Source organism: Amycolatopsis sp. NPDC004625, assembly GCF_040609695.1.
In the GTDB taxonomy this organism is placed as follows: domain Bacteria; phylum Actinomycetota; class Actinomycetes; order Mycobacteriales; family Pseudonocardiaceae; genus Amycolatopsis.
In genome coordinates, this window is sequence record NZ_JBEXKX010000060.1 from 1 (window position 1) to 24,467 (window position 24,467).

Consider the following 24,467-nt stretch of genomic DNA (forward strand, 5'->3'; position numbering starts at 1 on the left):
GGTGGGGGGGGGTGCCCACTCTCACCCGGGCGGGGGTCCCCCCCCACGACCCGCTGCGTGAAATCGCCGGGGGGGGGGGGGGGCCGGCGGGGGGGGGGGGGGGCCCCCCCCGCCCCCCCCCCCCCCCCCCCCCGACAGCGGATCTTCGGTCACCGGCGAAAACCGGGCGGGCGCGCGGAAGAGAACCCGCGCGCCCGCACCCCCAGTGGCCCGGCGGAACCCGCCGTCGGGGGACAGGAGACAACGACTACCGCGCTGGATACCGGGGAAAGAGGCGGATTTCCGCCCGTCGGCAGGTGGCGCCGTGCCTCGCCGCGACTGTGCCTCAGCCCAGCAACAACCCCGGATCGCTTTCCGGTGTCCCCGACGGCCACCACGTTCCCTCCTCCAGCCGGTACGGGTGCCACCGGCCCCGGCGATCCAGCCGCACCTGCACCTCCCCGACCGTGCACCGGTTGCGGTCGAACACCGGCGCCGCGTCCGTCACATCACCCAGCGCCGCCCGCGCCGCCGCCATCGCCGCCTTCGGTGGTGACCACGTCGACTCCAGCACATCCAGCCCCTCCGCCCCGCCGTACGCCCACGCCGCGACCGCGCGCGAAAACTCCGCACCCGAGCCCAGCCGCTCCGCCACCGACGGGAACTCCGCCGCCAGCCGGACCGCGTCGGCCCGCCGTCCCGGCCACGGCTGTCCCGCCAGCAACGACCGGGCCCGGCCCGCCGCGTTCGCCGCCAGCAACGCGAACGCCTCGGCCGGCACCCCCGGCGCCGCCGGGATCGACGGTGCCCCCGACGGCCGGAACGCCGCCGGGTCCGGCACCTCGCCCGGCGTCCGGTCGGCAGCCGCGAAGACTTCCGAAGGCGCCGTGCGGCTCGACAGCTCCTCGCGGATCTCGCCTTCGCCCTTGCCCCGCATCAGCAACAGCACGAACGGATCCGCGTCCAGCAGCCACGACGCCTGGAACGACAACGCCGCCGCGTGGCGGCACGGCAGCTCCCAGCCCTCGCAGTCGCACTCCGGGTCGAGGTCGCCGATTCCCGGCAGCAGGTGGACGCCCACGTCGGCGGCCGCCTCCACCAGGTCGTGCGGCATGTCGCGGTCCAGCAGGGCCGCCAGGTGCCCGGCCCGGGAGGCCACCCGGTCGAAGAACCGGGTCCAGTCCGCTTCGGACAGTTCCGCCAGCCGCAGCGCCGTCCGGTACGGGCCGCCCTCGACGTCGTCGACCGCCGCCGCGATGCGGCCCGGGCTCACCGTGATCGGGCCGACCAGCCCCGCCGCCGCGTCCCTGCGGCCGCGCTTGAGCTGCCGCAGGTCCAGCGCCGTGTCCTCCATCGCGCGCACCCACGCCCGGCCCCACCAGGACCGGGCGAACCGCCCGCCGGCCCCGAACGCCGGGAATCCGCGCACCCGGTCCTCGCTCATCCGCGGCTCCTCAGTCCGACCAGCTCCGCCAGTTCGGTGTCCGACAGTTCCGTCAACGCGGCCTCGCCGCCGGCCAGCACCGCGTCGGCCAGCGCGCGTTTCTCCCGCAGCATCGCCGCGATCCGGTCCTCGACCGTCCCCTCGGCCACCAGCCGGTGCACCTGGACCGGGCGGGTCTGCCCGATCCGGTACGCCCGGTCGGTCGCCTGGTCCTCCACCGCCGGGTTCCACCAGCGGTCGAAGTGCACGACGTGATCGGCGCGAGTCAGGTTCAGGCCCGTCCCGGCGGCCTTGAGCGACAGCAGGAACACCGGCACCTCGCCGTCCTGGAACCGCCGGACGAGCTCTTCGCGGCGGGCCACCGGTGTCCCACCGTGCAGCAGCTGCGTCGGCACGCCGCGTCCGGCCAGGTGCTTCTCCAGCAGCCGGGCCATCGCGACGTACTGGGTGAACACCAGCACCGCGCCGCCCTCGGCGAGGATCGTGTCCAGCAGCTCGTCGAGCAGCTCCACCTTCCCCGACCGGCCGCCCGGCTCCTTGAGGTACTGCGCCGGGTGGTTGCAGATCTGCTTGAGCGCGGTCAGCAGCTTCACGATCCGGCCGCGCCGGGCCATCCCGTCGGCCGCGGCGATGTCCGCCATCATCTCCCGCACGACCGCCTCGTAGAGCGCCACCTGGTCCGTGCTCAAGCCCACCGGCCGGTCGGTTTCGGTCTTCGCCGGCAGCTCCGGCGCGATCCCGGGGTCGGATTTGCGGCGCCGCAGCAGGAACGGGCGCAGCAACCGGGCCAGCCGGTCCGCCGTGGCCGTGTCGCCCGCCTCGATCGGTTTCGCCCACCGTGCCCGGAACTCGCTCAGTGACCCCAGCAGGCCCGGTGCAGTCCAGTCGAGGATCGCCCACAGCTCCGAGAGCGTGTTCTCCACCGGCGTCCCGGTCAGCGCCACCCGGGCCGCCGCGGGCACCAGCCGCAGCGCCTTGGCCGTGCCCGACCGGTGGTTCTTGACGTGCTGGGCCTCGTCGGCCACCAGCAGGCCCCACCGCACCCCGGCCAGCGGCGCGGGATCGGTGCGCAGCGTGCCGTAGGTGGTCAGGACGAACCCGTCGAGGTCGGCCAGCGACCGCGCGCTGCCGTGGAAGCGCCGCACCGGCACGTCCGGGGCGAACCGGCGGATCTCCCGTTCCCAGTTGCCCAGCAGCGACGCCGGGCACACCACCAGGGTCGCTCCGGACGCCCGGTGCAGGTGCAGCGCGATCAGCGTGACCGTCTTGCCCAGGCCCATGTCGTCGGCGAGGCAGCCGCCGAGCCCGAGCCCGGTGACGGTGGCCAGCCACTGCAGCCCGCGCAGCTGGTAGTCGCGCAGCTGCGCGGCCAGCCCGGCCGGCGGCGACTGCGGCTGCGGGGGCGCGGACAGCCGTTCCCGCAGCCGCGCCAGCCAGCCGTCGGTGACGACCTCGACCGGCTCGCCGTCGACCTCGGTGGTGCCCGAGAGCACGACGCCGAGCGCGTCGACCGGGGTCAGCGGCTTGAGCGTCCGCTCGCGGGCCTTCGCCGCCAGCGCCGGATCGACCAGGACCCACCGGTCGCGCAGCCGCACCACCGGACGGCGGGCCTCGGCCAGGGCGTCCAGCTCGGCCTCGGTCAGCACCTCGCCGCCCAGGGCGAGCTGCCAGTCGAACCGCAGGGCCCGGCCGCCGCCGAAGAACGACGGCAGGTCGCCCGGGTCGTCCCCGCCGCGGACCACCGCCCGCGCGCTCAGGGCGCCCGCCAGCTCGGCCGGCCAGTGCACGTCGATCCCGGCCGCCGCCAGTCGCGGCGCCGCCGAGGCGACCAGCTCGCTCACGTCGTCCTCGCCGAGCACCAGGGAGTCCGGCACCGCCGAGGTGAGCAGCGGGCCCAGCGCCGGCCACACCTGCGCACCCCGCCGCAGCGCCAGCACCACGTCGATGCGGGCCCGCGGCCCGAACCGCCCGGTCTCCCACAGCTGCGCCGCGTCGGCGATCTGCCCGGGTTCGGCGAGGCTGTGCACCTGCACCACCGCGTGGAAGCGGCCGGTGTCGAAGCCCTCCGGCGCCTCCACCCGCAGCGAGACCCGGATTCCCGAGTCCAGACCCGCGGCCAGTTCGCCGGCCCAGTCGCGCAGCGAATCCGCGCGCTGGGGTGTCGCGGCGGCGAACAACCGCGTTCCGGCCGCCTTCGCCGCGGCGGGGGTGCGGGGCAGCGTGTCGGCGACGGCGTCGAGGAACGCCCGCAGCAGCGGCCCCGGCGCGCGCTCGTCCGGCGGCATCGCGGCCGCGAGGTCCCGCAGCCACGCGGCTTCCGCCGGGGCGAACGGACCGGCGCGCCAGGCGTCGTGCCCGGCGTCGGTGACCCCCGGCAGCAGCCGTCCGGCCGCGACCAGCCGCAGCGCGGCCTGCGCCGCGGCCGCCCAGAACGCGTCGGCCCCGCCCAGCAGTTCCGGCAGACCGTCCACGATGGACAGATCACGGCCGTCGACCACCAGGCGGCCCGCCCGCGGCGGCTCACCCGGTTCGAAGTGGACGTTCAGTTCCCCAGCCTCCCGTACCGTCGCACCGCCAGCGGCACGAACACCGCCAGCAGCACCAGCGGCCAGGCCACCGCCATCGGCACCGCGTGCGCGCTCACCCAGGACGTCCCGGCCGCGCCCGGGTTGCCGAACAGCACCCGCGCCGCCGTCACCGTGGAGGACAACGGGTTCCACTCCGCCACGGTTCCCAGCCACGCCGGCATCGTCGCCGTCGCCACGAACGCGCTGGAGAGGAACCCGAACGGGAACTCGCACGTCTGAGCGAGCGTCACCATCGACGGATCCGACGTCAGCAGCCCGAGGTAGATCCCCGCCCACACCAGCGCCGTCCGCAGCAGGAGCAGCAGGCCGAGCGCGGCGAGGGTTTCGCTCAGGCTGCCGTGCGGGCGCCAGCCGACGGCGAACCCGCACCCGAGCAGCACCGCCAGCGCCAGCACGGCGTTGAGCAGGTCCGCCGCGACCCGCCCGGTCAGCACGGCCGAGGGCGCCATCGGCAGCGACCGGAACCGGTCGGTGACGCCCTTGGTGGCGTCGTCCAGCACCGCGATCATCGTCCCCGACAGCCCGAACGCCATCGTCATCGCGAACATCCCCGGCATCAGGAACTCGCGGTAGGAGCCGCCGCCGGGCACGGTCATCCCGCCGCCGAGCAGGTAGGCGAAGATCAGCACCATCAGGATCGGGAACGCCACCACGGTGGCCAGCCGGGCCGGGCGCCGCGCCAGCTGCGCCAGATGGCGCTGGGCCATCGTCCAGCCGTCTTCGATCGCCCACCTCATCGCGCCACCCCCGTCAGCTCCAGGAACACTTCGTCCAGCGTCGGGTGCCGCAGCGCCACGTCGGCGAACGCCAGGCCGGTCGCCGCCAGCTCGTGCACGACGTCGGTCAGCATCGACGGCTCGGCCGGCGCGCTGACCCGCAGGTCGTCGGTCACCGGCTCGGTGCCGGTGACCCGCGCGAGCAGCGCTGCCGCCGTGCCGAGGGCGGCGGGATCGGTCAGCAGCAGCTCGATCCGGGTCGCTCCGAGTGAGCCCTTCAGCTCGGCCGGGGTGCCTTCGGCGATCACACGGCCGTGCTCCACCAGCGAGATCCGGTCGGCCAGCCGGTCGGCCTCCTCGAGGTACTGCGTCGTCAGCAGCACCGTCGTGCCGTCGGCGACCAGGGAGCGCACCGCCGCCCAGACCTCGATGCGGCTGCGCGGGTCCAGGCCGGTCGTCGGCTCGTCGAGGAACAGCACCCGCGGCGCGGCCAGCAGCGACGCCGCGAGGTCCAGCCGTCGCCGCATCCCGCCGGAGTACGCCGACACCGGTTTCGCCCCGGTGCCGGCGAGGCCGAACCGTTCCAGCAGGTCGTCGGCGCGGCGCGCGGCCTCGCGCCGGCCCAGGTGGTGCAGCCGGCCGAACAGGACCAGGTTCTGCCGGCCCGACAGCAGTTCGTCGACCGCGGCCTGCTGCCCGGCCAGCCCGATCGCCGACCGCACCTTCGCCGGTTCGGCGGCGACGTCGAACCCGGCCACCCGTGCGCGGCCGCCGTCGTGCCGCAGCAGCGTGGAGAGCACGCGGACCGCGGTGGTCTTGCCCGCGCCGTTGGGTCCCAGCAGGCCGTGCAGGATCCCGGCCGGGACGGAGAGGTCGAACCCATCGAGGGCGTACGCGTCGCCGTAGCGCTTGCGAAGGCCCTCGGCGTGGATCTGCGGAGTCATCGAGCCCCTAACTCTGTACTGTGTACGAAGAAGAGGTTAGCACAACTCTGTACGTTGTACGAGAATAAGGCGGGCAGAATGGCCGGCGTGCGCACGCAGGACAACGGCGACGGCGACCCCCGGCGGGCGATCGAGCTGCTCTGGGGCGTCTCGGCACCCCCGCGCCGCGGCCCGAAACCGAAGCTGACCACGGCCGACGTCGTGCGGGCCGCGGTGGCCCTCGCCGACGCCGACGACATCGAAGCCGTCACCATGCGCCGCGTCGCCGACCACCTCGGCGTCTCCCCCATGTCGCTCTACACCTACGTGCCCGGCCGCGCGGAGCTGCTGGACCTGATGATCGACCACGCCCACGGCGAACTGCCCGCCCCCGAACCGGGCCTCGGCTGGCGCGCGGCCCTGACCGCGATCGCCGAAAACCAGTGGGCGCTGTTCCACCGCCACCCCTGGCTGCTGCAGGTCACCACCAGCCGCTCGGCGCTGGGCCCGCACACCTTCACCAAGTACGAGCACGAACTGCGCGCGGTCGAGGGCATCGGCCTCGACGACGTCGAGATGGACGCCGTGATCGCCCTCGTCACCGGGCTGGTCCGGACGACCGCGCGCAGTTCGCTGGACAACGCCCGCCTGGTCCGGGCCAGCGGCATGACCGACGCCCAGTGGTGGGAGCGCGCCGCGCCGGTCCTGGCCGGCATCCCGGCCGCCGACGCCGCGCACTACCCGCTGTCCTCCCGCGTCGGCCAAGCCGCCGGCGAGGCCCACAACGCCGCGGAGAACCCGGGCCACGCCTTCCGCTTCGGCCTCGCCCGCGTCCTCGACGGCATCGAGGCCCTCGTGTCACAACGCCAGCAGTAGCCGCGCCGGCCGCCAGGTGCCGCCGTCGGGAGCCCTCGGCACGTCCTCGGTGAGCGCCAGGTCCGGGAAGCGCGCGAACAGCGACGACAACGCCACCTCGGTCTGCACCCGTGCGATCGAGGCCCCCAGGCAGAAGTGCGGGCCGTGCGAGAACCCCAGCTGCGCCGGCCCCGGACGGGTGATGTCGAAGCGGTCCGGGTCGTCGAACACGCGCGGGTCCCGGTCGGCGGCCACCATCGCCGCCGTCACCCGCTCGCCCTTGCCGATCCGCTGCCCGTCGATCTCGACGTCCTGGCGGGCGAACCGCGGCGTGGTCAGCAGCTGCGGGCTGCACCAGCGCATCAGCTCCTCCACCGCCCCCGGCCACAGCCCGGCGTCCGCCCGCAGCTGGGCCAGCTGGTCCGGGTGCCGCAGCAGGGCTTCGACGGCGTTGGTGATCAGGTTCACCGGCGTCTGCCCGCCCAGCACCAGGTGCCAGACCAGGGTGACCAGCTCGGTGTCGGTCAGCCGGTCGTCGTCCTGGGCGTGGACGAGGTCGCCGAGCAGGTCGTCACCCGGCTCGGCCCGGCTGCGCGCGACGGCCTCCTTCGCTCCCTCGACGATCGCCGGGATGGCCGCGGCGAAGTCCGGCCCCATTCCGCCGGCGACCGCGGCACCGTAGCCGCGCCAGCGGGCCCGGTCGGCCTGCGGGATGCCGACCAGCTCGCAGATGACGTCGATCGGCAGCGGCCGCGCGAAGTGCGGCACCAGGTCCACGACGCCGTCCTCGACGTGCCCGGGCAGCTCGTCCAGCAGCCGTTCGGTGATCGCCGCCAGCCGGGGCCGCAGCTGCGCGGCCCGCTTCGGCGTGAACGCCGGGGCGACCAGGCGGCGCAGGCGCCGGTGCTCCGGGCCGTCCTTCTCCGCCATCGTCTCCAGGTACGGCAGGCAGTGGTCCGGGATGCCGGGCGGGCGCAGGAAGCTGCCGGAGTTCACCTCGAACCGCGGGTCGCCCAGCATCGCGCGCGCCTCGGTGTAGCGGGTCACGACCCAGAACGGGCCGAAACCGGGGATGACCAGCTTGGCGACCGCGCTCTCCTCGCGCGCCCGGTCGTAGGCGGTGAACGGGTCGGTGAGCACCGTGCTGTCGGTGAGGTCGATCTCGGGGGTCATCCAGCACTCCAGATGGTCAGTTCAGATGTTCTTGTCATCTCAGTGGTCACGGTATCTTGATCCCCGACCCGGCGGCAAGGAGGACGATGGTCAGGCTCAGCAGGGCGGAGACCCAGGAACGCAACCGCGCCAAGGTGCTCACCGCGGCCCGCGACGAGTTCGCCCGCCGCGGCTTCCGCGAGGCGAAGATCGACGTCATCGCCGAACGCGCCGACCTCACCCGCGGTGCGGTCTACTCCAACTTCCCCGGCAAACGCGCCCTGTACTTCGCCGTCCTGGCCGACCTCGCCGAACGCGCCCCGCGGCCGGCCACCCCACCGGCGGACGCGGGCGCGAAGGACGTCCTGGCCGCCTTCGCCCGCGCCTGGATCGCCCGGCTCCCGCTGTCCACCGACAGCGACGGCGAAGACGCCCGCCTCGCCCGCGACCTGCTCCCGGAAATCCTCTCCGACGACCACACCCGCCGGCCCTACGCACAGCTCATGCGGCTCGACGCGATCCTGCTCGGGCTCGCCCTCGAACGCCTGCGCCCGGGCCGCCGGCTCGTGCGGGTCGCCGAAGGCGCGCTCACCACGCTGCACGGCGCGAGCCAGCTGGCCGCCGCCGCACCCGGCTTCGGCGAGCCGTTCCACCTGGTCACCGCCTGCGCCGCGCTGCTCGACCTCGACCTGGCCGACGACTGGCCCGCCGAGCCGCCGATCACCACCACCGCCCGCCCCGACGACCGCCCCTGGCACCCGCCGGCCGCGACCGACCTGCTGACCGGCGAGCTCGTCCGGCCCGGCGACGGCGTCATCACCGTCCTCGGCCTGCACCGCGCCGCCGCCGTCGAAGAAGCCGTCCGCGCCGGTGCCGCCGTCACCGCCGTGCTCGTCACCAGCGACCCCGGCGAACTCGCCCCGCTGGCCCGGCTCGCCGTCGCCGACCTGCGCGGCTGCCTCGACCAGGCGATCGCGCCCCCGGCCCGGCCGCGGCTGCGGATCGTCTGCGACGCGGCCGGCGAACTCGCCGCGGCCGCCGGCGTCACCGCGGTCAGCGACGCCACCGAGGCCGCCGTCCGCGTCGCCGGCGGCCGGATCGTCGCCCGCGCCGAAGGGTTCGGCGCGTGTCACGCCGTGGCTGTCGGTCCGGCACCCGGCCGTTCGTCGGGGGACTGACACCGGCGGGAAGGAGCGGGTTGGTGGACGTCGAGACCGCGGTCGCCGCGGCGTTCCGGGAGGAGTGGGGCCAGGTCGTGGCCACGCTCATCCGGATCACCGGCGACTGGGACCTCGCCGAGGAGTGCGCCCAGGAGGCCTTCGCCCTCGCTCTGCGAACCTGGCCCCGCGACGGCGTCCCCGACCGGCCCGGCGCCTGGCTCACCACCGCCGCCCGCCACCGCGCCACCGACCGGCTCCGCCGCGACGCCGTCGGCGCCGCCAAGCTCCGGGAGGCCGCCCGCATGCCCGTCCCCGACGCACCCGAACCCGACGACAGCGGCGTCACCGACGACCGGTTGCGGCTCATCTTCACCTGCTGCCACCCCGCCCTGGCCACCGAAGCCCAGGTCGCGCTCGCCCTGCGCACCCTCGCCGGGCTCTCCACCGCCGAGATCGCCCGCGCCTTCCTCGTCCCGGAAGCGACCATGTCCCAGCGGCTCGTGCGGGTGAAGCGCAAGATCCGCCACGCCCGCATCCCCTACCGCGTCCCGCCCGCCCACCTGCTGCCCGAACGCACCACCGCCGTGCTCGGCGTGCTCTACCTGACCTTCAACGAGGGCTACTCCGCCAGCGCCGGCCCCGGCCTGCTCCGCCCCGACCTCGCCGCCGAAGCGATCCGGCTCGCCCGCGTCCTGGCCCGGCTGATGCCCGACGAACCCGAGGTCCTCGGCCTGCTCGCGCTGCTGCTGCTCCAGCACGCCCGCCGTGAAACCCGCGTCGACGCCGACGGCGTGCTCGTCCCCCTCGAAGAGCAGGACCGCGCCCGCTGGGACCGCGCCGCGATCACCGAAGGCACGGCCGTCCTGGAGACCGCGCTGCGCCGCCGCCGGCCCGGGCCCTACCAGATCCAGGCCGCCATCGCCGCCTGCCACGCCACCGCGGCCCACCCCGCCGACACCGACTGGCCCCAGATCGCCGGGCTCTACCACCAGCTGCGCCGGCACGTCCCCAGCGCCGTCGTCGACCTCAACCGGGCCATCGCCGTCGGCATGGCCGACGGGCCCGCGGCCGGGCTCGCCCTCCTCGACGACCTGCCCCTCGCGGGCTACCACCTGCTCGCCGCCACCCGCGCCGACTTCCTCCGCCGCCTCGGCCGCCACGCCGAAGCCGCCCACTGGTACGCCCGGGCCCGCGACCTCGCCGGCACCGAAGCCGAACGCAGCTACCTCACGCGAAGAATTTCGGAATCGGTGTCGGTCTCCGAGGGCGCCGTTCGTCGGGCGGGTGAAGCCCGACCACCGGAGGCACTCCCATGACCACCCTCGCCGTCCCCGGCGCCACCCTCACCTACGACGTCCACGGCCGCGGCCCGGTGCTGCTGCTCGTCCCCGGCGGGCCCGCCGACGCCGCGGTGTTCACCCGCATCCGGCCGCTGCTGGCCGAAGACCACACCGTCGTCACCTACGACCCGCGCGGCCTGTCCCGCAGCCCCCTCGACGGTCCCCCGGGCCCCGACCCGATCGGCGACCACGCCGACGACGTGCGCCGGCTGCTCGCCGAGGTCGGCCCGGCCGACGTCCTGGCCTCCAGCGGCGGCGCGCTCACCCTGCTCGACCACCTGCGCCGGCACTCCTCCGACGTCCGCACCGCCGTCCTGCACGAACCGCCGGTCACCCGCTACCTGCCCGCCCAGGCCGGACCCGACATCCCCGCCCTCTTCCGCGACCAGGGCCTCGCCCCCGCCTACGCCGCATTCATGAAGGTCGTCGGCGTCGACCCCGCCCCGCCGCTGGACCCGGGCGCGGAAGGCAACTTCGCCTACTTCTTCGGCCACCTGATGCCCGCGATCGGCGCCGCCGACCCCGACCTCGACGCCGTGCGGGCGAGCCCGGCGCGGCTGGTGGTCGCGATCGGCGCGGAATCCGCCGGGCTGCCGGTCCACCAGGCCGCCCGCGGCCTGGCCGCCGCCCTCGGCGTCGGCACCGAGACGTTCCCCGGCGGCCACGGCGGGTTCGCCACCGCACCGGAAGCCTTCGCCGCGCGGCTGCGCGAAGTACTGGAAGGATGCTGAAGATGCAGTACCTGCTGATGATCTGCGGTGACGAAGCCACCGCCGAAGAACACGCCACCGACGGCTGCGGCGGCTGGAGCGAGGACATGGCCCGCGCCGGCAAGGTGCGCGGCGGCGGTGGCCTGCGCCCGCCGTCGGAAGCCACCACCGTCCGCGTCCGCGACGGCGAAGTGCTGCTCACCGACGGGCCGTTCACCGAAGCCAAGGAACAGATCGGCGGCTTCGTCATCCTCGACTGCGAAGACCTCGACGAAGCCCTCGAACTCGCCGCCCGCCACCCCGCCGCCGGCTACGGCAGCATCGAAGTCCGCCCGATGCTCGGCCCGGAGGACTTCGCCTGATGCCCGCCATCGTCGAGCGGCCCGCCCAGCGCTACGTCGCCGAGCGCGCCACCCTCGGGATCCCGGAATTCCCGCGGATCGCCGACCGGCTGCCCCCGCTCATCGGCACCCTCGCCGCCGGCGGCGTCGCCCTGGCCGGCGCCCCGTTCTTCCGCTACCGCGTGCTGCACCCCGGAATGCGGTTCACCGTCGAAGCCGGCGTGCCGATCGACGGCGAGTACACCCCGGCCGAGCCCGCCTTCCTCGGCGAACTCCCGGCCGGCCGGTACGTCCTGGACACCTACGTCGGCGCCCCCGACGGCCTGGCCGCCGCGACCGAGGCCGTCCTCGCCTGGGGCGCCGCCGAGGGCCTCACCTGGGACCGCACCGAGGCTCCCGACGGCGAAGCGTGGGGCGGGCGCCTGGAGGTGCTGCGCACCAACCCCCTCGAGGTCCCGGACCCCGCGCGGTGGGTGACCGACCTGCTCTTCCGCCTCGCCGGCTAACCGCGCCCGGTGAGCACGGCCGCCACCAGGCACCCGAACCCGGCCGTGCTCACCAGCGCGCGCACCACGTTCCAGCGCACCCACACCGCCTCGAACGCCGCCCGCACGGCCGCGTAGTCGTCCCCGCCGCCGTCGAGGGCGTTGTTCAGCGGGATGTGCACGAAACCGGTGAGCACCACCATCGCCACCAGCAGCACGAACCCCGCGATCACCCACGGCCGCGGGCCGGGGTTCAGGAACACCGCCACCCCCGCCAGCAGCGGCGCACCCAGGAACGTCAGCATGAACACCGGGTTGACGATCGCGACGTTGATGCCGCGCATCCCCTCCACGAACGTCCTGTCGTCCCCGCGCGCCAGGCCCGGCATGACCGAACAGGCGTAGGCGTAGAACAGCCCCGCGACCAGCCCCGCCGCGACCAGCGCGGCCACCAGCACCACCGTCGACATCGCTGTCCCCTTCACCGCGTCCAGACCCCGGTCGCCGCCGCGCCCCGGGCGAAATCGGCGAAATCCGTCGCCGGCCGGCCCAGCACCGCCGCCACGTCCTGGGTCACCGATTCGTTCCGGCCGTCGAGGACGTGGGCGAACAGCTCGGTCAGCGCGCCGACCTCCGCCTCCGGCACACCCTGGGCGGCCGCCTCGGCGGCGAACTCGGCCGGGGAAACCGCACGGTAGCGGACATCCCGCCCCGAAGCGGCCGAAATGTCCGCGGCCGCGTCGGCGAAGCTCAGCAGCCGCGGCCCGGTCAGCTCGTACCGGCGCCCGGCGTGCCCGGGCTCGGTGAGCACCTTCACCGCGACGTCAGCGATGTCGCGGACGTCGACGAACGGCTCGGTCACCGTCCCCGCCGGCAGCGCGATCCGCCCGGCGCGCACCGCGTCCAGCAGGAAGTGCTCGCTGAAGTTCTGCGCGAACCAGCTGCACCGCAGCACCGTCCACGCCGCACCGCAGTCCCGGACGATCCCCTCGCACACCTCGGCCTGTTCTTCGCCGCGGCCGGACAGCAGCACCACGTGCCCTACGCCGGCCGCCACCGCGAGCTCGGTGAACGCGCGGATGTCCCCGGCCGCCGCCGGGACCGCCAGATCGGGGTAGTAGGTCAGGTAGACCGCGTCGACGCCCTCGAGCACCGGCGCCCACGTGCCGCGGCCACCCCAGTCGAACGGCGGCGTCCCGCGCCGAGACGTGCTCCGCACCGCCACGCCGCGCTCCCGCAGCCGGTCCGCCACCCGGCGATCGGTCTTGCCGGTCCCGCCCACCACCAGGAATGTCGTTGTCATGCCGATCAGTCAAGCGGCCCGCGGTGAGACTCTCCATAGTCAAGACCCTTGATTCCATGTTCCAGCGTCTACACTCCGGCGTATGGATCCCCTCGCTGCCTTGCTGGACGGCCCGCGGGCCCACGGCGCGTTCCTGCTGCGCTCGGTGCTCACACCGCCGTGGTCGCTGCGCATCGAGGACCGGGCACCCCTGACCGTGGTGTCGGTGGTGCGCGGCGAAGGGTGGATCGTGCCCGACACCGGCGAGGCCGTCCTGCTCGGCGAAGGCGACGTCGCGATCGCGCGCGGCCCGGACCCGTACCTGGTCGCCGACCACCCGTCGACGCCGCCGCAGGCGGTGATCCTGCCCGGCCAGGAGTGCCGCACCCCCGACGGCGGTCACCTCACCGCCTACGCCGACCTCGGCGTGCGCACCTGGGGTACCGGCGGCCCGGTCGTGCTGCTCACCGGCACCTACGGCATGGCGGGCGAGATCAGCCGCAAGCTCGTCGCCGCGCTGCCCGCGCTGATCGTCCTGCGCGCCGCCGACTGGCCGACCCCGCTGGCCGGGCTGCTCGCCGCCGAGATCGGCCGGGACGTCCCCGGCCAGGAAGCCGTCCTCGACCGGCTGCTGGACCTGCTGCTGATCGCCGCGCTGCGGGCCTGGTTCGACCGGCCGGACACCAGCGCGCCGGCCTGGTACCGCGCCCACGACGACCCGGTGGTCGGCCAGGCCCTGCGGCTGCTGCAGCACCAGCCGGCCGAACCGTGGACGGTCGCCAAGCTCGCCGCCGACGTCGGCGTGTCCCGGGCCGCGCTGGCCCGCCGGTTCGCGGCGACGGTCGGCGAGACCCCGATGGCGTACCTGACGGGCTGGCGGCTCGCGCTGGCCGCGGACCGGCTGCGCCAGGAACCGGACGCGACGATCGCCTCGGTCGCCCGTGACGTCGGCTACGGCAGCGCGTTCGCCCTGAGCGCGGCCTTCAAACGCGAGTTCGGGGTGAGCCCGCAGGCCTATCGCGCTCCGGCGCGGTAGGTCACCCCAGCGCTTCGCCCAGCCGGTCGAGCCAGTCGCCCGTGCCCTGCTCGCGCCACTCCGGTTTCTCCGCGCCGTCGAGGAACGTGCCCTGCTCGGTCAGGACCAGCCGCGTGCCGCCGCCCTCGGCGTGCAGCTCCACGGTGGTGACCGAGACCGTCGCGAGCGCCTTGCCGCCGCTGAGCGTCGTGGCGTAGACGATCCGACGGTCCGGCACGATGTCGTGGTAGGTCGAAACGACGTTCAGCGGCGTGCCGTCCGGGCCGCGGGCGTCGACGGTCTCCGTGCCGCCGACCCGGAAATCGAGGCCGTGCGTGCCGTCGGGGACGAACCAGCGCCGCTTCGCCGCCGGGTCGGCCCAGGCCGCGAACACCCGCTCCGGCGGCACGGGGTAGGTGCGCTCCAGGCTGAACGTGCTGTGCAGGACGGTCATGACGTGCTCCCTTCCGACGTTCCGGGCGGCTCGGCGAGGAGGTCGCCGAGCCGGTCGAGCTTGCTCTCCCACGTGGTGCGCTGCCGCCCCAGCCAGTGTTCGGCCGTGCGCAGCGCCTCCGGTTCGATCCGGCAGGTCCGCACGCGCCCGACCTTCTCCGACCGCACGATCCCGGCCGTCTCCAGCACCTGCAGGTGCTGCACGACCGCGGCGAGCGACATGGCCAGCGGCTCGGCCAGCTCGCTGACCGACGCCGGACCGCGCACGAGCCGCTCCACCAGCGCCCGCCGCGTCCGGTCGCCCAGGGCGCGGAACACCAGGTCGAGCGACTCCTCATGGTTAAGCACCTACTTAAGTTAATGCTCCTCCGGCCGACGGTCAAGTAACTGCTTAAGTGTTTCCGGGAGCTCGGATGTCTCCCGCAGTGCGGTGAGCACGCCACCCAGCTCTCGCTCGGCAGCGTCGGCCCGGCCCAGTGCGGCACGCAGTTCGGCGCCGAGGTTCGTCGTGGTTTCGTGCATCGACCGGACGGTCTGCTCGTGCGCCGCCTGCAGTTCGGCCAGCCGCTGGTCGAACCCGGCCTGCCGGCGCTCGGCGTCGGCGCGGGCCCGGTCGAGGGCGGCTTCCCGGTCCGCGACCGCCCGGGCGTGGTCGGCGCGGGCGGCGTCGAACCGGTCCTGGACGGCGTCGGCGCGGGTTTCGGCCGCCTGCGCCCGCGCCGCGGCGGCCTGACCGCGACCGCGTTCCTCGTCGAGCGCGGTCCGGGCGGCGGCCAGTTCGGCGGTCACCGTGGCGATCACCGCCGCGCGTTCGCCGGCGAGAGCCGCGGTGGCGTCGGCCCGATCCGCGACGCGGGCGAGTTCGTCCCGTACCGCCGCCAGCTGCCCTTCGACGCGCTGCTGCTCCTGGACCGCGGCACGCCGGGCGGCCCGCTCCTCGTCGCGCTCCCGCAGGGCGGCCGCCTTCTCCTGCTCCGCCGAGGCAGCCGCGGCGACGGCCGTCTCCGCGGTGTCGCGGGCCTGGGCGGCTTCGGCGTCGGCGCGGCCGCGCTGCAGCCGGTGTTCGTCGGCCTCGGCCACGGCCGCGTCCCGTTCGGCCAGCGCGGCGGCGGTCGTCGCCTCGAGCTGGTGGCGCAGGGTCGTGAGGGTCTCCACGAGCCCCCGGGCCGGTTCCAGCACCCGGTCGACCTGGCCCGCCAGCGCGGTGACCGCCGTGTCGTCCAGTTCGGTGTCGCTCTCCCGCAGCGACTCGGCGTCCGACAGCACGGCCTCGGCGTCGCGGCAGCTGAGACTGCGCCGCCCCCAGGTCTTGCCGTCCTGGCAGAAGCGGGCCCGGCTCCCGCGCCCCACCGCTGGCGGCAGCGGCGCCCCGCACCTCCGGTACTCGCACACCCGCGCCTGACCTGCGTCTTCCGTCATGATCAGGACTCTAGCAAAGCTTCTAATCAGAACGAGAAGCTGCTGTTCAAAATAAAAAGATAACCGAAGAACCCCTTGAGTTCGGATAAGGTTACATATCCCAACTCAGAACACCGAGGTCGACCCCGGCGTAACGACGGAGGGTCGATGGGCGAGTCTGAAACTGTGCACCCCTCCGAGCCGCCCAAGGTGACCTCGCTCTCGACCGCCGACGGCGTCTCCTACGGCGTCGCGCTGATCAACCGCCCCTGGGAGCTGCCGGTGGAAGCGCTGGCGGTCTCCGTGGGCGCGGGGTTCGGCCAGCTCGCCTCCGCCGTGGAGGCGGAGTTCCCCGACGCGGAGTGGAACTCGATCGCGCTCGGCGAGATCACCCCCGAAGCACCCGCGCTGCTCTACCTGGGCGAGCACGGTGACGGGCTTCGCGTGCGCTGGGCCGTGCTGGCGACCCCCCACTCCCCCGACGAGCTCAATTCGGTGACCACCAAGGCGATCGCCACGGCTTCGAAAGCCGCGATCCTCGCCGCCGCCGAAGCCGGGGCCACCTCCGTCGCGCTGCCCCTGTTCGCCACCGGCCAGCTGGGCATGAACGCCCGGACCTCGGCCGACGCCCTCATCGAAGGCGCCCTCGCCGCACACACCGCCGTGCGCCGGGTGATCTTCTTCTCCCTGCGCGAAGACCAGGTCGAGACCATCGCCGAACAGTGGACCGCCGCCCGCATCCCGAAACGCACCACCGCCGGCGGGTACGCCGCCGACGAACTCGCCGGCGGGCTGGCCAGGGACCTCGTCGACCCCAACGAATGCATCCCGCTGACCCGCGACCACCTCGGCGTCAAGCCCTACGTCTCCATGCTGGCCACGGTGATCGCCGCGAAGGACACGCCGCTGCCGCTGTCGATCGGGGTGTTCGGCGAGTGGGGCGCCGGGAAGAGCTTCTTCATGGGCATGCTGCGCGGCCAGGTCAAAGCCCTCGAAGGCGGGCCCGGTCAGTGCCGGAAGATCGCGCAGGTCGGGTTCAACGCCTGGCACTACGCGGACGCGAACCTCTGGGCCAGCCTTGGTGACGAGATCTTCCGCCAGCTCGCCGAGCCGGTCCGGCAACCGGGCGAACCGGACGAGGAACACCAGGCCCTGCTGCGTGAACGCGCCCGGCTGCGCGACCGGCTGGCCGGCGAGCTGGAACAGCGCAAACAGCTGACCGCGGTGACCGAGCGCGCCCAGGCCGAAGCCGCCGCCCTGAAACTCAAGATCGGCGAAGCGCGCAGCAGCCGCCGGACCCGGGCCCTCGACCTGGTCCGGGCGCTGAGGAAGTCGCCGGTGCTGCGGGAGCAGTACGCCGAGGTGTGGCGGAAGCTCGGCGTCGATGACGTGGCCGAGCAGGGCCGGCTGCTGGCCGGCGAACTCCGCGAAACGCGGGAGGAAGCCGAGGAGCTGAGCCGGATTTCGCGGTACCGCCAGGGCCGGACCGCGCTGGTCGTCGCCGGGATCGTGCTGCTGGCGGGGGTGGCCCTCACGGCGTTCGTCCCGGACGTCCGCAGCTGGCTGATCGGCGTCGGGGCCGTGGTCGCCGCCCTCGTCACCACCGGGCTCTCGCTCGTGCGCCTGGCCTCCGGCGGGCTGCGGCGGCTGCGGGTCCTCGCCGAAGACCTGCAGAACGGCCTCGACGACACCACGCGCCGGGAGCTGGCCGCCCTGCGCCGGGCCGACGCCGAGCAGCAGATCGCCGAACGGCAGCTGGCCGAGGTCGTCGACCGGATCGGCGAGCTGGGCCGCCAGCTCGCCGAGCTGACGCCCGGACGGCGGCTCTACGCCTTCCTCGCCGAACGGTCCCGCACCGACGACTACCACGGCAACCTGGGCCTGATCTCCACCATCCGCAAGGACTTCGAGAAGCTCGTCGCGCTGATGACCGCCGGCGGCGACGACGGCGCCCGGCCGCTGGACCGGATCGTGCTCTACATCGACGACCTCGACCGCTGCAGCCCCGGCCAGGTCGTCGACGTGCTGCAGGCGGTGCACCTGCTGCTCGCGTTCGACCTGTTCGTGGTGGTGGTCGGCGTGGACCCGCGCTGGCTGCTGCGGTCGCTGAGCTCGCACTACGACCGGCTGATCGAAGCCGACCCCGTCGTGCGGGCCGACGGGTGGCACGTGACCCCCGAGGACTACCTGGAGAAGATCCTCAACATCCCGCTGGTCCTGCCCCGGATGCCCGCCGGCAGCCTGCGGCGGCTGCTGGACGGGCTGGCCGAACCGCCGGCCGCCCCGGCACCGGAACCAGCACCGAAGCCGGAGCGGGAGCGGGCACCGGAACCGGCGGCCACGTGGGACCGGCCGGTCACCGACCTGCCGGTCGAGCCCGGCTCGCAGGTGGCCGCGCAGCTGGACCCGGCCGAGCCGCCGGCCCCGGCGCGTCCCCTGACCGAACCCGAGATCGCCCTGCTGGCCGGTCTGGACGGGCTGATCGACACGCCCCGGGACGCGAAACGCCTGATCAACCTCTACCGGATGCTGCGGGCGACGCGGGACCTGTCGGCGGCGTCCGCCTTCCTCGACGGCGAGTTCGAGGCCGTGGCCGTGCTGCTCGGGACGGGCACCGCGCACGGACGCCTGCTCGGCCGGTTCGCCGACGCCCTGCTCCGGCGCGCGCCGCGGACCCCGTGGCCCGACTTCGTGGCGGACCTGCAGCCGGTCGAGAACAACGAGCGGTGGCACAGCGAAGCCATCGGCCCGATCCCCGCCGCCGAGGTCGCGCAGTGGGCCCACCTGCACCGCAGCCTGACCGAACTCACGCCGCCGATCACGCTGCCCGACATCAGCGTGTTCCAGACCTGGGCGCCACGCGTGCGCCGGTTCTCCTACGTGCTCGCCCCCGCCACGCCCTGAAGCTTGGTGCGCAGGAGGTCGCGCTCGGCGGCGTTGCCGGTCAGCTCGATCGCCGCCGCGTAGGCTGCGGCGGCTTCGGCCGGCCGGCCCAGGCGCTCCAGCAGGTCGGCGCGGATCGCGTGCAGCAGCGGGAACCGGGGCAGGTCGAGGGCCTCGACCAGGGCCAGCGCCGCGGCCGGGCCGTCGGCCTCGGCGACCGCGACCGCCCGGTTCAGCGCCACCACGGGCGTCGGCGTCACGGCGAGCAGCTGGTCGTAGAGGGCCTTGACCTGCGCCCAGTCCGTGGGCGCGTCGCTGTGGACGGCCTGGATCGCCGCCTGGATCTGGTACGGGCCCGGCTGGTTGCGGCGCAGGCAGCGGCGGACGATGTCCTGGCCTTCGGCGATCAGCTCCGCGTCCCACCGGGCCCGGTCCTGATCGGCCAGCAGCACGAGCGCGCCGCCGGCGGTGGTCCGCGCGGCGCGGCGCGACTGGATGAGCAGCATCAGCGCCAGCAGCCCCTGCACCTCGGGCTCGTCGGGCATCAGCCCGGCCAGGGCGCGGGTGAGCCGGATCGCCTCGCGGCACAGGTCGTCGCGGACCAGGTCCTCTCCCGCGCTGGCCGTGTATCCCTCGTTGAAGATCAGGTACAGCACACCGAGCACCGCGGCCAGCCGCGCGGGCAGGTCCGCGTCGCGCGGGACGCGGTAGGGGATGCCGGCGTCGCGGATCTTGTTCTTCGCCCGCACGATCCGCTGGGCCATGGTGGGTTCGGCGACCAGGAACGCGGCCGCGATCTCCGTGGTGGTCAGGCCGCCGAGCAGCCGCAGCGTCAGCGCGACCTGCGCGGGCCGGGCCAGCGCGGGGTGGCAGCAGGTGAAGATCAGCCGGAGCCGTTCGTCGGGCACGGCGCCCTCCTCGACCGGGTCGGCTGTGGCGTGCACCAGGGCGGCTTGGGCCTGCTTGTCCGCCCGCGCGGCCTCGCGGCGCAGGCGGTCGACGGCCCGGTTGCGGGCGGTGGTGATGATCCAGCCGGCCGGGCTCGGCGGCAGCCCGGCCGACGGCCACCGCCGGACCGCTTCGGCGAAGGCGTCCTGCACGGCTTCCTCGGCGATGTCGATGTCCCCGAAGACCCGCACGAGCACCGACACGGCCCGGCCGTACTCGGCGGCGTAGACCGCCTCGACGCTCATCCGCGGAACGGCCGCACCTCGACCGGCAGGGGCGCGACGGCGTCGGCGAGCCGGCCACCCCAGGCGAGGGCGGCGTCGAGGTCCGGCGCGGTGATGATGGTGAACCCGCCGAGGTGTTCCTTGCCTTCGGTGTAGGGCCCGTCGGTGACGAGGGTGCCGCCGTCGCCGGCCCGCAGCACGGTCGCGGTCGACGGCGGGTGCAGGCCACCGGCGAACACCCAGGCCCCGGCGGCCTTGAGGTCGGCGTTGAGCGCGTCGAGCTCCTGGGCGATGCCTTCGAGCACCTCCGGCTCCGGGGCCGGGCCGTCGGGCTGGTAGATGCTGAGCAGGTACTGCTTCACGTCGTCCTCCTCGGATCGGGTGCCGTCACCGCTGACACGAACGGGCCCGGCGCGGATCGACACTCCCCGCGAGGATTTTCCCGTAACCTCGGCGCGTGCCCGATCTGGAACCGGTGATCGACGTCGCGCTCGGCCCGCAGGACCGGCTGGCGCTGCTGGACGCCGCGGCCGCCCGGCACGTCGACGAGCAGCGGCCGCCGAACACGCTCAAGGCCTACGCCCAGGACTGGCAGGTGTGGCAGGACTACACCGCCGAAGCCGGGATCCCGCCGCTGTCGGCGTCGATCGGCGCGCTGACCGGGTTCGTCGTCTGGCTCGAACGCGGACGCACGCTGCGGCCGGGCGAACGCGCCGTGCCCGAGGTCCCCGAACGGGCCGCGCCGGCGGCGCCCTCGACGATCGAACGGCGCCTCACCGGGGCGCTCGCCGGGCTGCGCCACCACAAGGTCGTCGTCGATCCGGAAGCGAGCCGCGCGGCGTGGCGGGCCCTGAAGGGGTATCGGCAGCGGCTGGCCTGGGAGGGGATCCAGCGCGGCCGCGGCAAGGCCACCATGGTCACCCTCACCGACCTGCGGGCGATGTCGCGCGCGTGCCCGGACACCCTCGCCGGCGCCCGCGACCGGGCGATGCTGCTGATCGGCTTCCCCATCGCCGCCCGCTGCTCCGACCTGGCGAACCTGCTGGTCACCGACGTGCAGCCGGTCGTCGACCGGGGCCTGGCGGTGACCGTCCGGCACGGCAAGAGCACCGGCGACATGGTCGTCCCGCGGCGCGAGAGCCTCGACACCGATCCCGTGCGGGCGTGGCAGGCGTGGCGCTCGGGGGCCGGGATCACCGAGGGGCCGGCGTTCCGCCGCGTCGACCGGCACGGCAACGTCGGGGTGCCCGCGCTGACCACCACCGGCGTCAACCAGATCCTCACCCGGGCCGGGGTGCGCGCGGGCCTGCCGTACCCGGTGACCGGGCACTCGCTGCGCTCCGGGTTCGCCACCGAGGCCCGCCGTGCCGGGGCCGACGACCTCGCGATCGCCGACCAGGGCCGCTGGGTGCGCGGCAGCCGCGCGCTCTACGAATACATCCGCCGCGTCGACCAGTGGAACGACAACGCCGCGGGCGCGCTCGACCTCTGAGCCCGTCACGGGCGGAGCACCCGGCGCACGGCACCGCGCAGCCACTGGTGCCCGCCGTCGGCGGTGTGGCGCGGGTGCCACGCCATCCCGATGACCAGCGGCGGCAGCGGCAGCGGGATGTCCAGCAGGCGCAGCCCCATCGCGCGGGCCGCCGCGGCCAGCGGTGACGGCGGCTCGCCCGGGCGTCCGGCCGGCACCAGGCACACCAGGTCACCGGCCGCGGCCAGCGCCATCGCCGCCAGATGGCCGGGCAGCACGACGCTGACCCGCCGGCCGAGACCGTGCTCGGCCAGGGCCGTGTCCAGCGGCCCGGTGAACCGGCCTTTGCGGCTGACCGCCACGTGCTCGGCCGCGGCCAGCCCGGCGGGGGTCAGGGCTTCGCCGTCGAGGGGGTGCCCGGCCCGGACGCCCGCCGCCATCCGCAGCTGCACCAGGTCCTCCACCCGGGTCTCCGGGTCGACGTGGTCGATGGCCCCGATCTCCAGGTCGACCCGGCCTTCGCGCAGCGCGGGACCGGCCTCCCACTCCTCGGCCAGCACCCGCAGCGAGACGCCCGGGGCCTCGCGGCGGGCCAGCTCGAGCAGGCCCGGCGCCAGGGCCGCGCCCACGAGGTCCGAGGTCTGGACGGTGAAGGTGCGGCGCAGGACCGCGGGGTCGATGCCGCCGCTCGGGGTGAGCAGCGCCTCGAGCCGCCGGACCACCGCGGCGGCCTCCTCCCGCAGCGCCTCGGCGCGCGGGGTCGGCACCATCGCCTGGCCGGCGCGCACGAGGAGCGGGTCCTGCAGCACCCGGCGCAGGCGGGCGAGGGTGCGGCTCATCGCCGCCGGGGACGTCTGCAGCCGCGCGGCCGCGCGTGTGACGCTCTGTTCGGTCAAAAGGGCGTCGAGGGCGACGGCCAGATTCGCGTCGAGGGTGCTCACCGGCATTGTTCCGTTTCAGGCAATGATGGGATGCTGAAGTTCCCATTGTGGCAATGCGGTGCCGGTCAGCAGGCTGGAGGGGTCCCACCGATCCGACCCAGACCGAGGTTTTCATGATCGTCATCACCGCCCCCACCGGGAACGTCGGCCGACGGCTGCTGTCCCTGCTCCTCGAAGCCGACTCCGGCGAGAAGCTGCGCGTCGTGGTCCGCGACCCGGCCCGGCTGCCCGAGGCCGTCCGCGACCGCGTCGAGGTCGTCACCGGCTCGCACGGCGACGCCGAGACCGTCGACCGGGCCTTCGCCGGCGCCGACGCCGTCTTCTGGCTCGTGCCGCCGGACGGCTCGGTCCCGCCCGAGCAGGCGTACCGCGGCTTCACCCGCCCGGCCGCGCGGGCGTTCGCCGCCCATGGTGTCGGCCACGTCGTCGGCGTCTCGGCGCTCGGCCGCGGCACGCCGCTCGCCGGAAAGGCCGGGCTGGTCACCGCGTCCCTGGCCGTGGACGACCTGATCGCCGGCTCCGGCGTCGCTTACCGCGCCCTGTCCTGCCCGTCCTTCTACGAGAACCTGCTGGAGGAGGCCGAGTCCCTCCGGGAGCGTGGCGTCTTCACCGACACCGTCGCCGCGGACCGGAAGGCTCCGCTGGTGGCCGTCGCCGACATCGCCGCGGCCGCGGCGAGGCTGCTGCTGGACCGCTCGTGGTCCGGCACCGGCAGTGTCCCGGTGCTCGGCCCGGAGGACCTCGCGCCCGGCGACCTGGCCGCCATCATGACCGAGCAACTGGGCCGCCCGGTCCGCTACCAGCGTGAATCGCTCGACGACCTGCGGTCCACGATGCTCGGCTACGGCCTCGACGCGACCTTCGTCGAGGGCATGGTCGAAATGAAGCGGGCCAAGGACGAGGGCCTGGACGCGGGTGCCGAGCGCAGTCCGCGCGCGGGTACCGGGTTCGCCCAGTGGTGCTCGGACGTGCTCAAGCCGCTCGTCACCATGGAGGCCGTCGATGCCCGATAAGCTCCCGGTCACCGCGTTCGTGCTGGTCAAGACCACAACCGAGTGGCTGGCGATGTCCGTCGCCGAACGCATCCACGCCTTCACCACCGAGGTCGTCCCGGTGATCGAGGCCCGCACCCACGGCGTCCGGTCCCGCTTCTACGACACGGAGTTCTACTCGGCGCGGGTCACCGACATCTGGGTCTGGGAAGCCGACGACCACGAGGCCTACCGGCTGCTGATCGACGCGTTGCGCGAAACCCCCTTCTGGGACCGCTACTTCGACGTCGTGGAGCTGTTGGTGGGCACCGAAAACGGCTACGCGCACACCTACGGCGTGGAGCCGGTGGCGACCCTGGCCACCTGACGCCGCTTCACGGGGTCAGGCGCGCGCGGGTGGCGCCGACGACCTCGCCGTCGAGGCGGGCGAGCCAGCTGCCGCAGACGCAACGCACGTAGTCGAGCCGGTGGGTGACGGGCCGCGCCGCGGTGAGTTCGGCGAGCGGCCAGCCGCAGCGGGGGCAACGGTTCCGATCCATGCCCCGATCGTGCTGTAATGGGTCAGTGCACTTCAACCCTTACGGCGGCCCGGCCGCGCTCGTGGCCGCCGACCTGGTCAACGCCGGGTCGGCGAGCGAGCTCCTCGACGGCATGGTCGGCAACGGCATGGCCATCAAGGGGCTGACGGCCGACGAAGCAGCCCGGATCGGGGCGTGGGCGGACCGGCTGCGGCCGGTGTTCGCCGCGCCCCCGGCCGACCGGCCGGACCTGGTCAACGACCTGCTGGCCGAAGCGGCGTGCCGGCCGTACATCACCACCCACGACGGCAAGCCACCCCACCTGCACTACTCGGCGGCGGACGCGGGTCCGGTGGGCCGGGTCCGCGCGTACACCGCGGGCGGCCTGGCCCACCTGGTGTGCGAGGCCCCGGACCGCCTGGGCCTCTGCAGCCGCGAAGGCTGCCAGACGGCGTACGTCGACACTTCGCGCAACGGGCGTCGCCGGTTCTGCTCGACGCGGTGTGCGACGCGGGTGCACGTCGCCGACCACCGGGCCCGGCAGCTCAGCGCCTAGGCTTCCTCGCGCGCCACGCCAGGACCGCCGGTGTCGGCGCGCCGTGCTCGAACACCAGGACCGCGCCGAAGTCGGCCCCGAGCGGAGTGCGGC

General features: G+C 74.6%; 26 protein-coding genes. 12 read left to right on the forward strand and 14 right to left on the reverse strand.

Going from position 1 to position 24,467, the window contains the following annotated elements; translation table 11 throughout:
* Positions 1 to 325 precede the first annotated feature (325 nt).
* The 4 genes from ABZW17_RS40515 to ABZW17_RS40530 all read right to left on the reverse strand — a co-directional run bounded on the left by ABZW17_RS40515 (position 326) and on the right by ABZW17_RS40530 (position 5,671).
* The gene (locus tag ABZW17_RS40515; RefSeq protein WP_354826390.1) at positions 326 to 1,423 is read right to left on the reverse strand and encodes an SWF/SNF family helicase; all 1,098 of its coding nucleotides are present in this window, start codon (positions 1,421 to 1,423) and stop codon (positions 326 to 328) included.
* On the reverse strand, positions 1,420 to 3,894 hold the full coding sequence (locus ABZW17_RS40520; protein ID WP_354826392.1) for a DEAD/DEAH box helicase: 2,475 nt from the start codon (positions 3,892 to 3,894) through the stop codon (positions 1,420 to 1,422). Before ABZW17_RS40520 ends, ABZW17_RS40515 begins: the two co-directional genes overlap by 4 nt.
* A 71-nt stretch (positions 3,895 to 3,965) precedes the next feature.
* Positions 3,966 to 4,748, reverse strand: a complete 783-nt coding sequence (locus ABZW17_RS40525) for an ABC transporter permease (protein ID WP_354826394.1) — start codon at positions 4,746 to 4,748, stop codon at positions 3,966 to 3,968.
* Complete coding sequence (locus tag ABZW17_RS40530; RefSeq protein WP_354826397.1) at positions 4,745 to 5,671, reverse strand: ATP-binding cassette domain-containing protein; 927 nt, start codon at positions 5,669 to 5,671, stop codon at positions 4,745 to 4,747. Before ABZW17_RS40530 ends, ABZW17_RS40525 begins: the two co-directional genes overlap by 4 nt.
* 78 nt (positions 5,672 to 5,749) lie before the next feature.
* Between ABZW17_RS40530 and ABZW17_RS40535 the strand changes: the two genes are divergently transcribed.
* Positions 5,750 to 6,526, forward strand: coding sequence for a TetR/AcrR family transcriptional regulator (locus ABZW17_RS40535; RefSeq protein WP_354826400.1), 777 nt, complete (start codon positions 5,750 to 5,752; stop codon positions 6,524 to 6,526).
* On the opposite strand, the gene ABZW17_RS40540 is transcribed toward ABZW17_RS40535, so the two are convergent.
* Complete coding sequence (locus ABZW17_RS40540; RefSeq protein ID WP_354826403.1) at positions 6,509 to 7,678, reverse strand: cytochrome P450; 1,170 nt, start codon at positions 7,676 to 7,678, stop codon at positions 6,509 to 6,511. The genes ABZW17_RS40535 and ABZW17_RS40540 overlap by 18 nt on opposite strands.
* A gap of 86 nt (positions 7,679 to 7,764) precedes the next feature.
* Between ABZW17_RS40540 and ABZW17_RS40545 the strand changes: the two genes are divergently transcribed.
* The 5 genes from ABZW17_RS40545 to ABZW17_RS40565 are packed head-to-tail and all read left to right on the forward strand — an operon-like array spanning position 7,765 to position 11,714.
* Positions 7,765 to 8,835: a TetR/AcrR family transcriptional regulator gene (locus ABZW17_RS40545; RefSeq protein WP_354826406.1), complete on the forward strand. Its 1,071-nt coding sequence runs from the start codon at positions 7,765 to 7,767 to the stop codon at positions 8,833 to 8,835.
* 23 nt (positions 8,836 to 8,858) lie between these two features.
* Entirely contained in the window at positions 8,859 to 10,133 is a 1,275-nt protein-coding gene (locus tag ABZW17_RS40550) for a sigma-70 family RNA polymerase sigma factor (protein WP_354826408.1), read from the forward strand.
* Positions 10,130 to 10,888: an alpha/beta fold hydrolase gene (locus ABZW17_RS40555; protein ID WP_354826411.1), complete on the forward strand. Its 759-nt coding sequence runs from the start codon at positions 10,130 to 10,132 to the stop codon at positions 10,886 to 10,888. The genes ABZW17_RS40550 and ABZW17_RS40555 overlap by 4 nt, the downstream gene beginning before the upstream one ends.
* A gap of 2 nt (positions 10,889 to 10,890) precedes the next feature.
* Complete coding sequence (locus ABZW17_RS40560; protein WP_354826414.1) at positions 10,891 to 11,229, forward strand: YciI family protein; 339 nt, start codon at positions 10,891 to 10,893, stop codon at positions 11,227 to 11,229.
* Complete coding sequence (locus ABZW17_RS40565) at positions 11,229 to 11,714, forward strand: GyrI-like domain-containing protein (protein WP_354826417.1); 486 nt, start codon at positions 11,229 to 11,231, stop codon at positions 11,712 to 11,714. The genes ABZW17_RS40560 and ABZW17_RS40565 overlap by 1 nt, the downstream gene beginning before the upstream one ends.
* Here the strand turns inward: ABZW17_RS40565 and ABZW17_RS40570 are convergent.
* Entirely contained in the window at positions 11,711 to 12,163 is a 453-nt protein-coding gene (locus tag ABZW17_RS40570) for a DUF1772 domain-containing protein (protein WP_354826420.1), read from the reverse strand. The two genes, ABZW17_RS40565 and ABZW17_RS40570, sit on opposite strands and share 4 nt — an antisense overlap.
* 11 nt (positions 12,164 to 12,174) lie before the next feature.
* A complete protein-coding gene (locus tag ABZW17_RS40575; protein ID WP_354826423.1) occupies positions 12,175 to 12,996 on the reverse strand; it encodes an NmrA family transcriptional regulator in 822 nt (273 codons plus the stop codon).
* 82 nt (positions 12,997 to 13,078) lie between these two features.
* On the opposite strand from ABZW17_RS40575, the gene ABZW17_RS40580 reads away from it, so the two are divergent.
* Positions 13,079 to 14,011 (forward strand): AraC family transcriptional regulator, encoded by a 933-nt coding sequence (locus tag ABZW17_RS40580; RefSeq protein ID WP_354826426.1) that lies wholly within the window; start codon positions 13,079 to 13,081, stop codon positions 14,009 to 14,011.
* Position 14,012: 1 nt separating this feature from the next.
* On the opposite strand, the gene ABZW17_RS40585 is transcribed toward ABZW17_RS40580, so the two are convergent.
* Genes ABZW17_RS40585 through ABZW17_RS40595 form a run of 3 tightly spaced genes read right to left on the reverse strand, consistent with a single transcriptional unit; the run spans position 14,013 to position 15,862 of the window.
* The gene (locus ABZW17_RS40585; RefSeq protein ID WP_354826428.1) at positions 14,013 to 14,444 is read right to left on the reverse strand and encodes an SRPBCC family protein; all 432 of its coding nucleotides are present in this window, start codon (positions 14,442 to 14,444) and stop codon (positions 14,013 to 14,015) included.
* A complete protein-coding gene (locus ABZW17_RS40590; RefSeq protein ID WP_354826431.1) occupies positions 14,441 to 14,791 on the reverse strand; it encodes a metalloregulator ArsR/SmtB family transcription factor in 351 nt (116 codons plus the stop codon). Before ABZW17_RS40590 ends, ABZW17_RS40585 begins: the two co-directional genes overlap by 4 nt.
* Before the next feature lie 9 nt (positions 14,792 to 14,800).
* Entirely contained in the window at positions 14,801 to 15,862 is a 1,062-nt protein-coding gene (locus ABZW17_RS40595; RefSeq protein WP_354826433.1) for a hypothetical protein, read from the reverse strand.
* A gap of 147 nt (positions 15,863 to 16,009) precedes the next feature.
* Here ABZW17_RS40595 and ABZW17_RS40600 point away from each other — a divergent pair, with 147 nt between their 5' ends.
* A complete protein-coding gene (locus tag ABZW17_RS40600) occupies positions 16,010 to 18,745 on the forward strand; it encodes a P-loop NTPase fold protein (RefSeq protein ID WP_354826436.1) in 2,736 nt (911 codons plus the stop codon).
* Here ABZW17_RS40600 and ABZW17_RS40605 read toward each other — a convergent pair.
* Positions 18,718 to 19,917, reverse strand: a complete 1,200-nt coding sequence (locus tag ABZW17_RS40605) for a sigma-70 family RNA polymerase sigma factor (RefSeq protein ID WP_354826439.1) — start codon at positions 19,915 to 19,917, stop codon at positions 18,718 to 18,720. The two genes, ABZW17_RS40600 and ABZW17_RS40605, sit on opposite strands and share 28 nt — an antisense overlap.
* Entirely contained in the window at positions 19,914 to 20,258 is a 345-nt protein-coding gene (locus ABZW17_RS40610) for a YciI family protein (protein WP_354826441.1), read from the reverse strand. The genes ABZW17_RS40605 and ABZW17_RS40610 overlap by 4 nt, the downstream gene beginning before the upstream one ends.
* A 95-nt stretch (positions 20,259 to 20,353) precedes the next feature.
* Here ABZW17_RS40610 and ABZW17_RS40615 point away from each other — a divergent pair, with 95 nt between their 5' ends.
* Entirely contained in the window at positions 20,354 to 21,388 is a 1,035-nt protein-coding gene (locus tag ABZW17_RS40615; protein ID WP_354826444.1) for a site-specific integrase, read from the forward strand.
* Between the two features lie 5 nt (positions 21,389 to 21,393).
* Here ABZW17_RS40615 and ABZW17_RS40620 read toward each other — a convergent pair whose 3' ends face one another.
* On the reverse strand, positions 21,394 to 22,314 hold the full coding sequence (locus tag ABZW17_RS40620) for a LysR family transcriptional regulator (RefSeq protein ID WP_354826446.1): 921 nt from the start codon (positions 22,312 to 22,314) through the stop codon (positions 21,394 to 21,396).
* A 107-nt stretch (positions 22,315 to 22,421) separates the two neighbouring features.
* On the opposite strand from ABZW17_RS40620, the gene ABZW17_RS40625 reads away from it, so the two are divergent.
* The gene (locus tag ABZW17_RS40625) at positions 22,422 to 23,321 is read left to right on the forward strand and encodes an NAD(P)H-binding protein (RefSeq protein WP_354826449.1); all 900 of its coding nucleotides are present in this window, start codon (positions 22,422 to 22,424) and stop codon (positions 23,319 to 23,321) included.
* Positions 23,311 to 23,667, forward strand: coding sequence for a darcynin family protein (locus tag ABZW17_RS40630; protein ID WP_354826451.1), 357 nt, complete (start codon positions 23,311 to 23,313; stop codon positions 23,665 to 23,667). The genes ABZW17_RS40625 and ABZW17_RS40630 overlap by 11 nt, the downstream gene beginning before the upstream one ends.
* Before the next feature lie 7 nt (positions 23,668 to 23,674).
* Here the strand turns inward: ABZW17_RS40630 and ABZW17_RS40635 are convergent, their stop codons facing one another.
* Positions 23,675 to 23,839 carry a hypothetical protein gene (locus ABZW17_RS40635; protein WP_354826453.1) on the reverse strand — a complete coding sequence of 55 codons (165 nt, stop codon included), beginning with the start codon at positions 23,837 to 23,839 and terminating at the stop codon, positions 23,675 to 23,677.
* A gap of 25 nt (positions 23,840 to 23,864) precedes the next feature.
* Between ABZW17_RS40635 and ABZW17_RS40640 the strand changes: the two genes are divergently transcribed.
* On the forward strand, positions 23,865 to 24,374 hold the full coding sequence (locus ABZW17_RS40640) for a CGNR zinc finger domain-containing protein (RefSeq protein ID WP_354826456.1): 510 nt from the start codon (positions 23,865 to 23,867) through the stop codon (positions 24,372 to 24,374).
* Positions 24,375 to 24,467 lie beyond the last annotated feature (93 nt).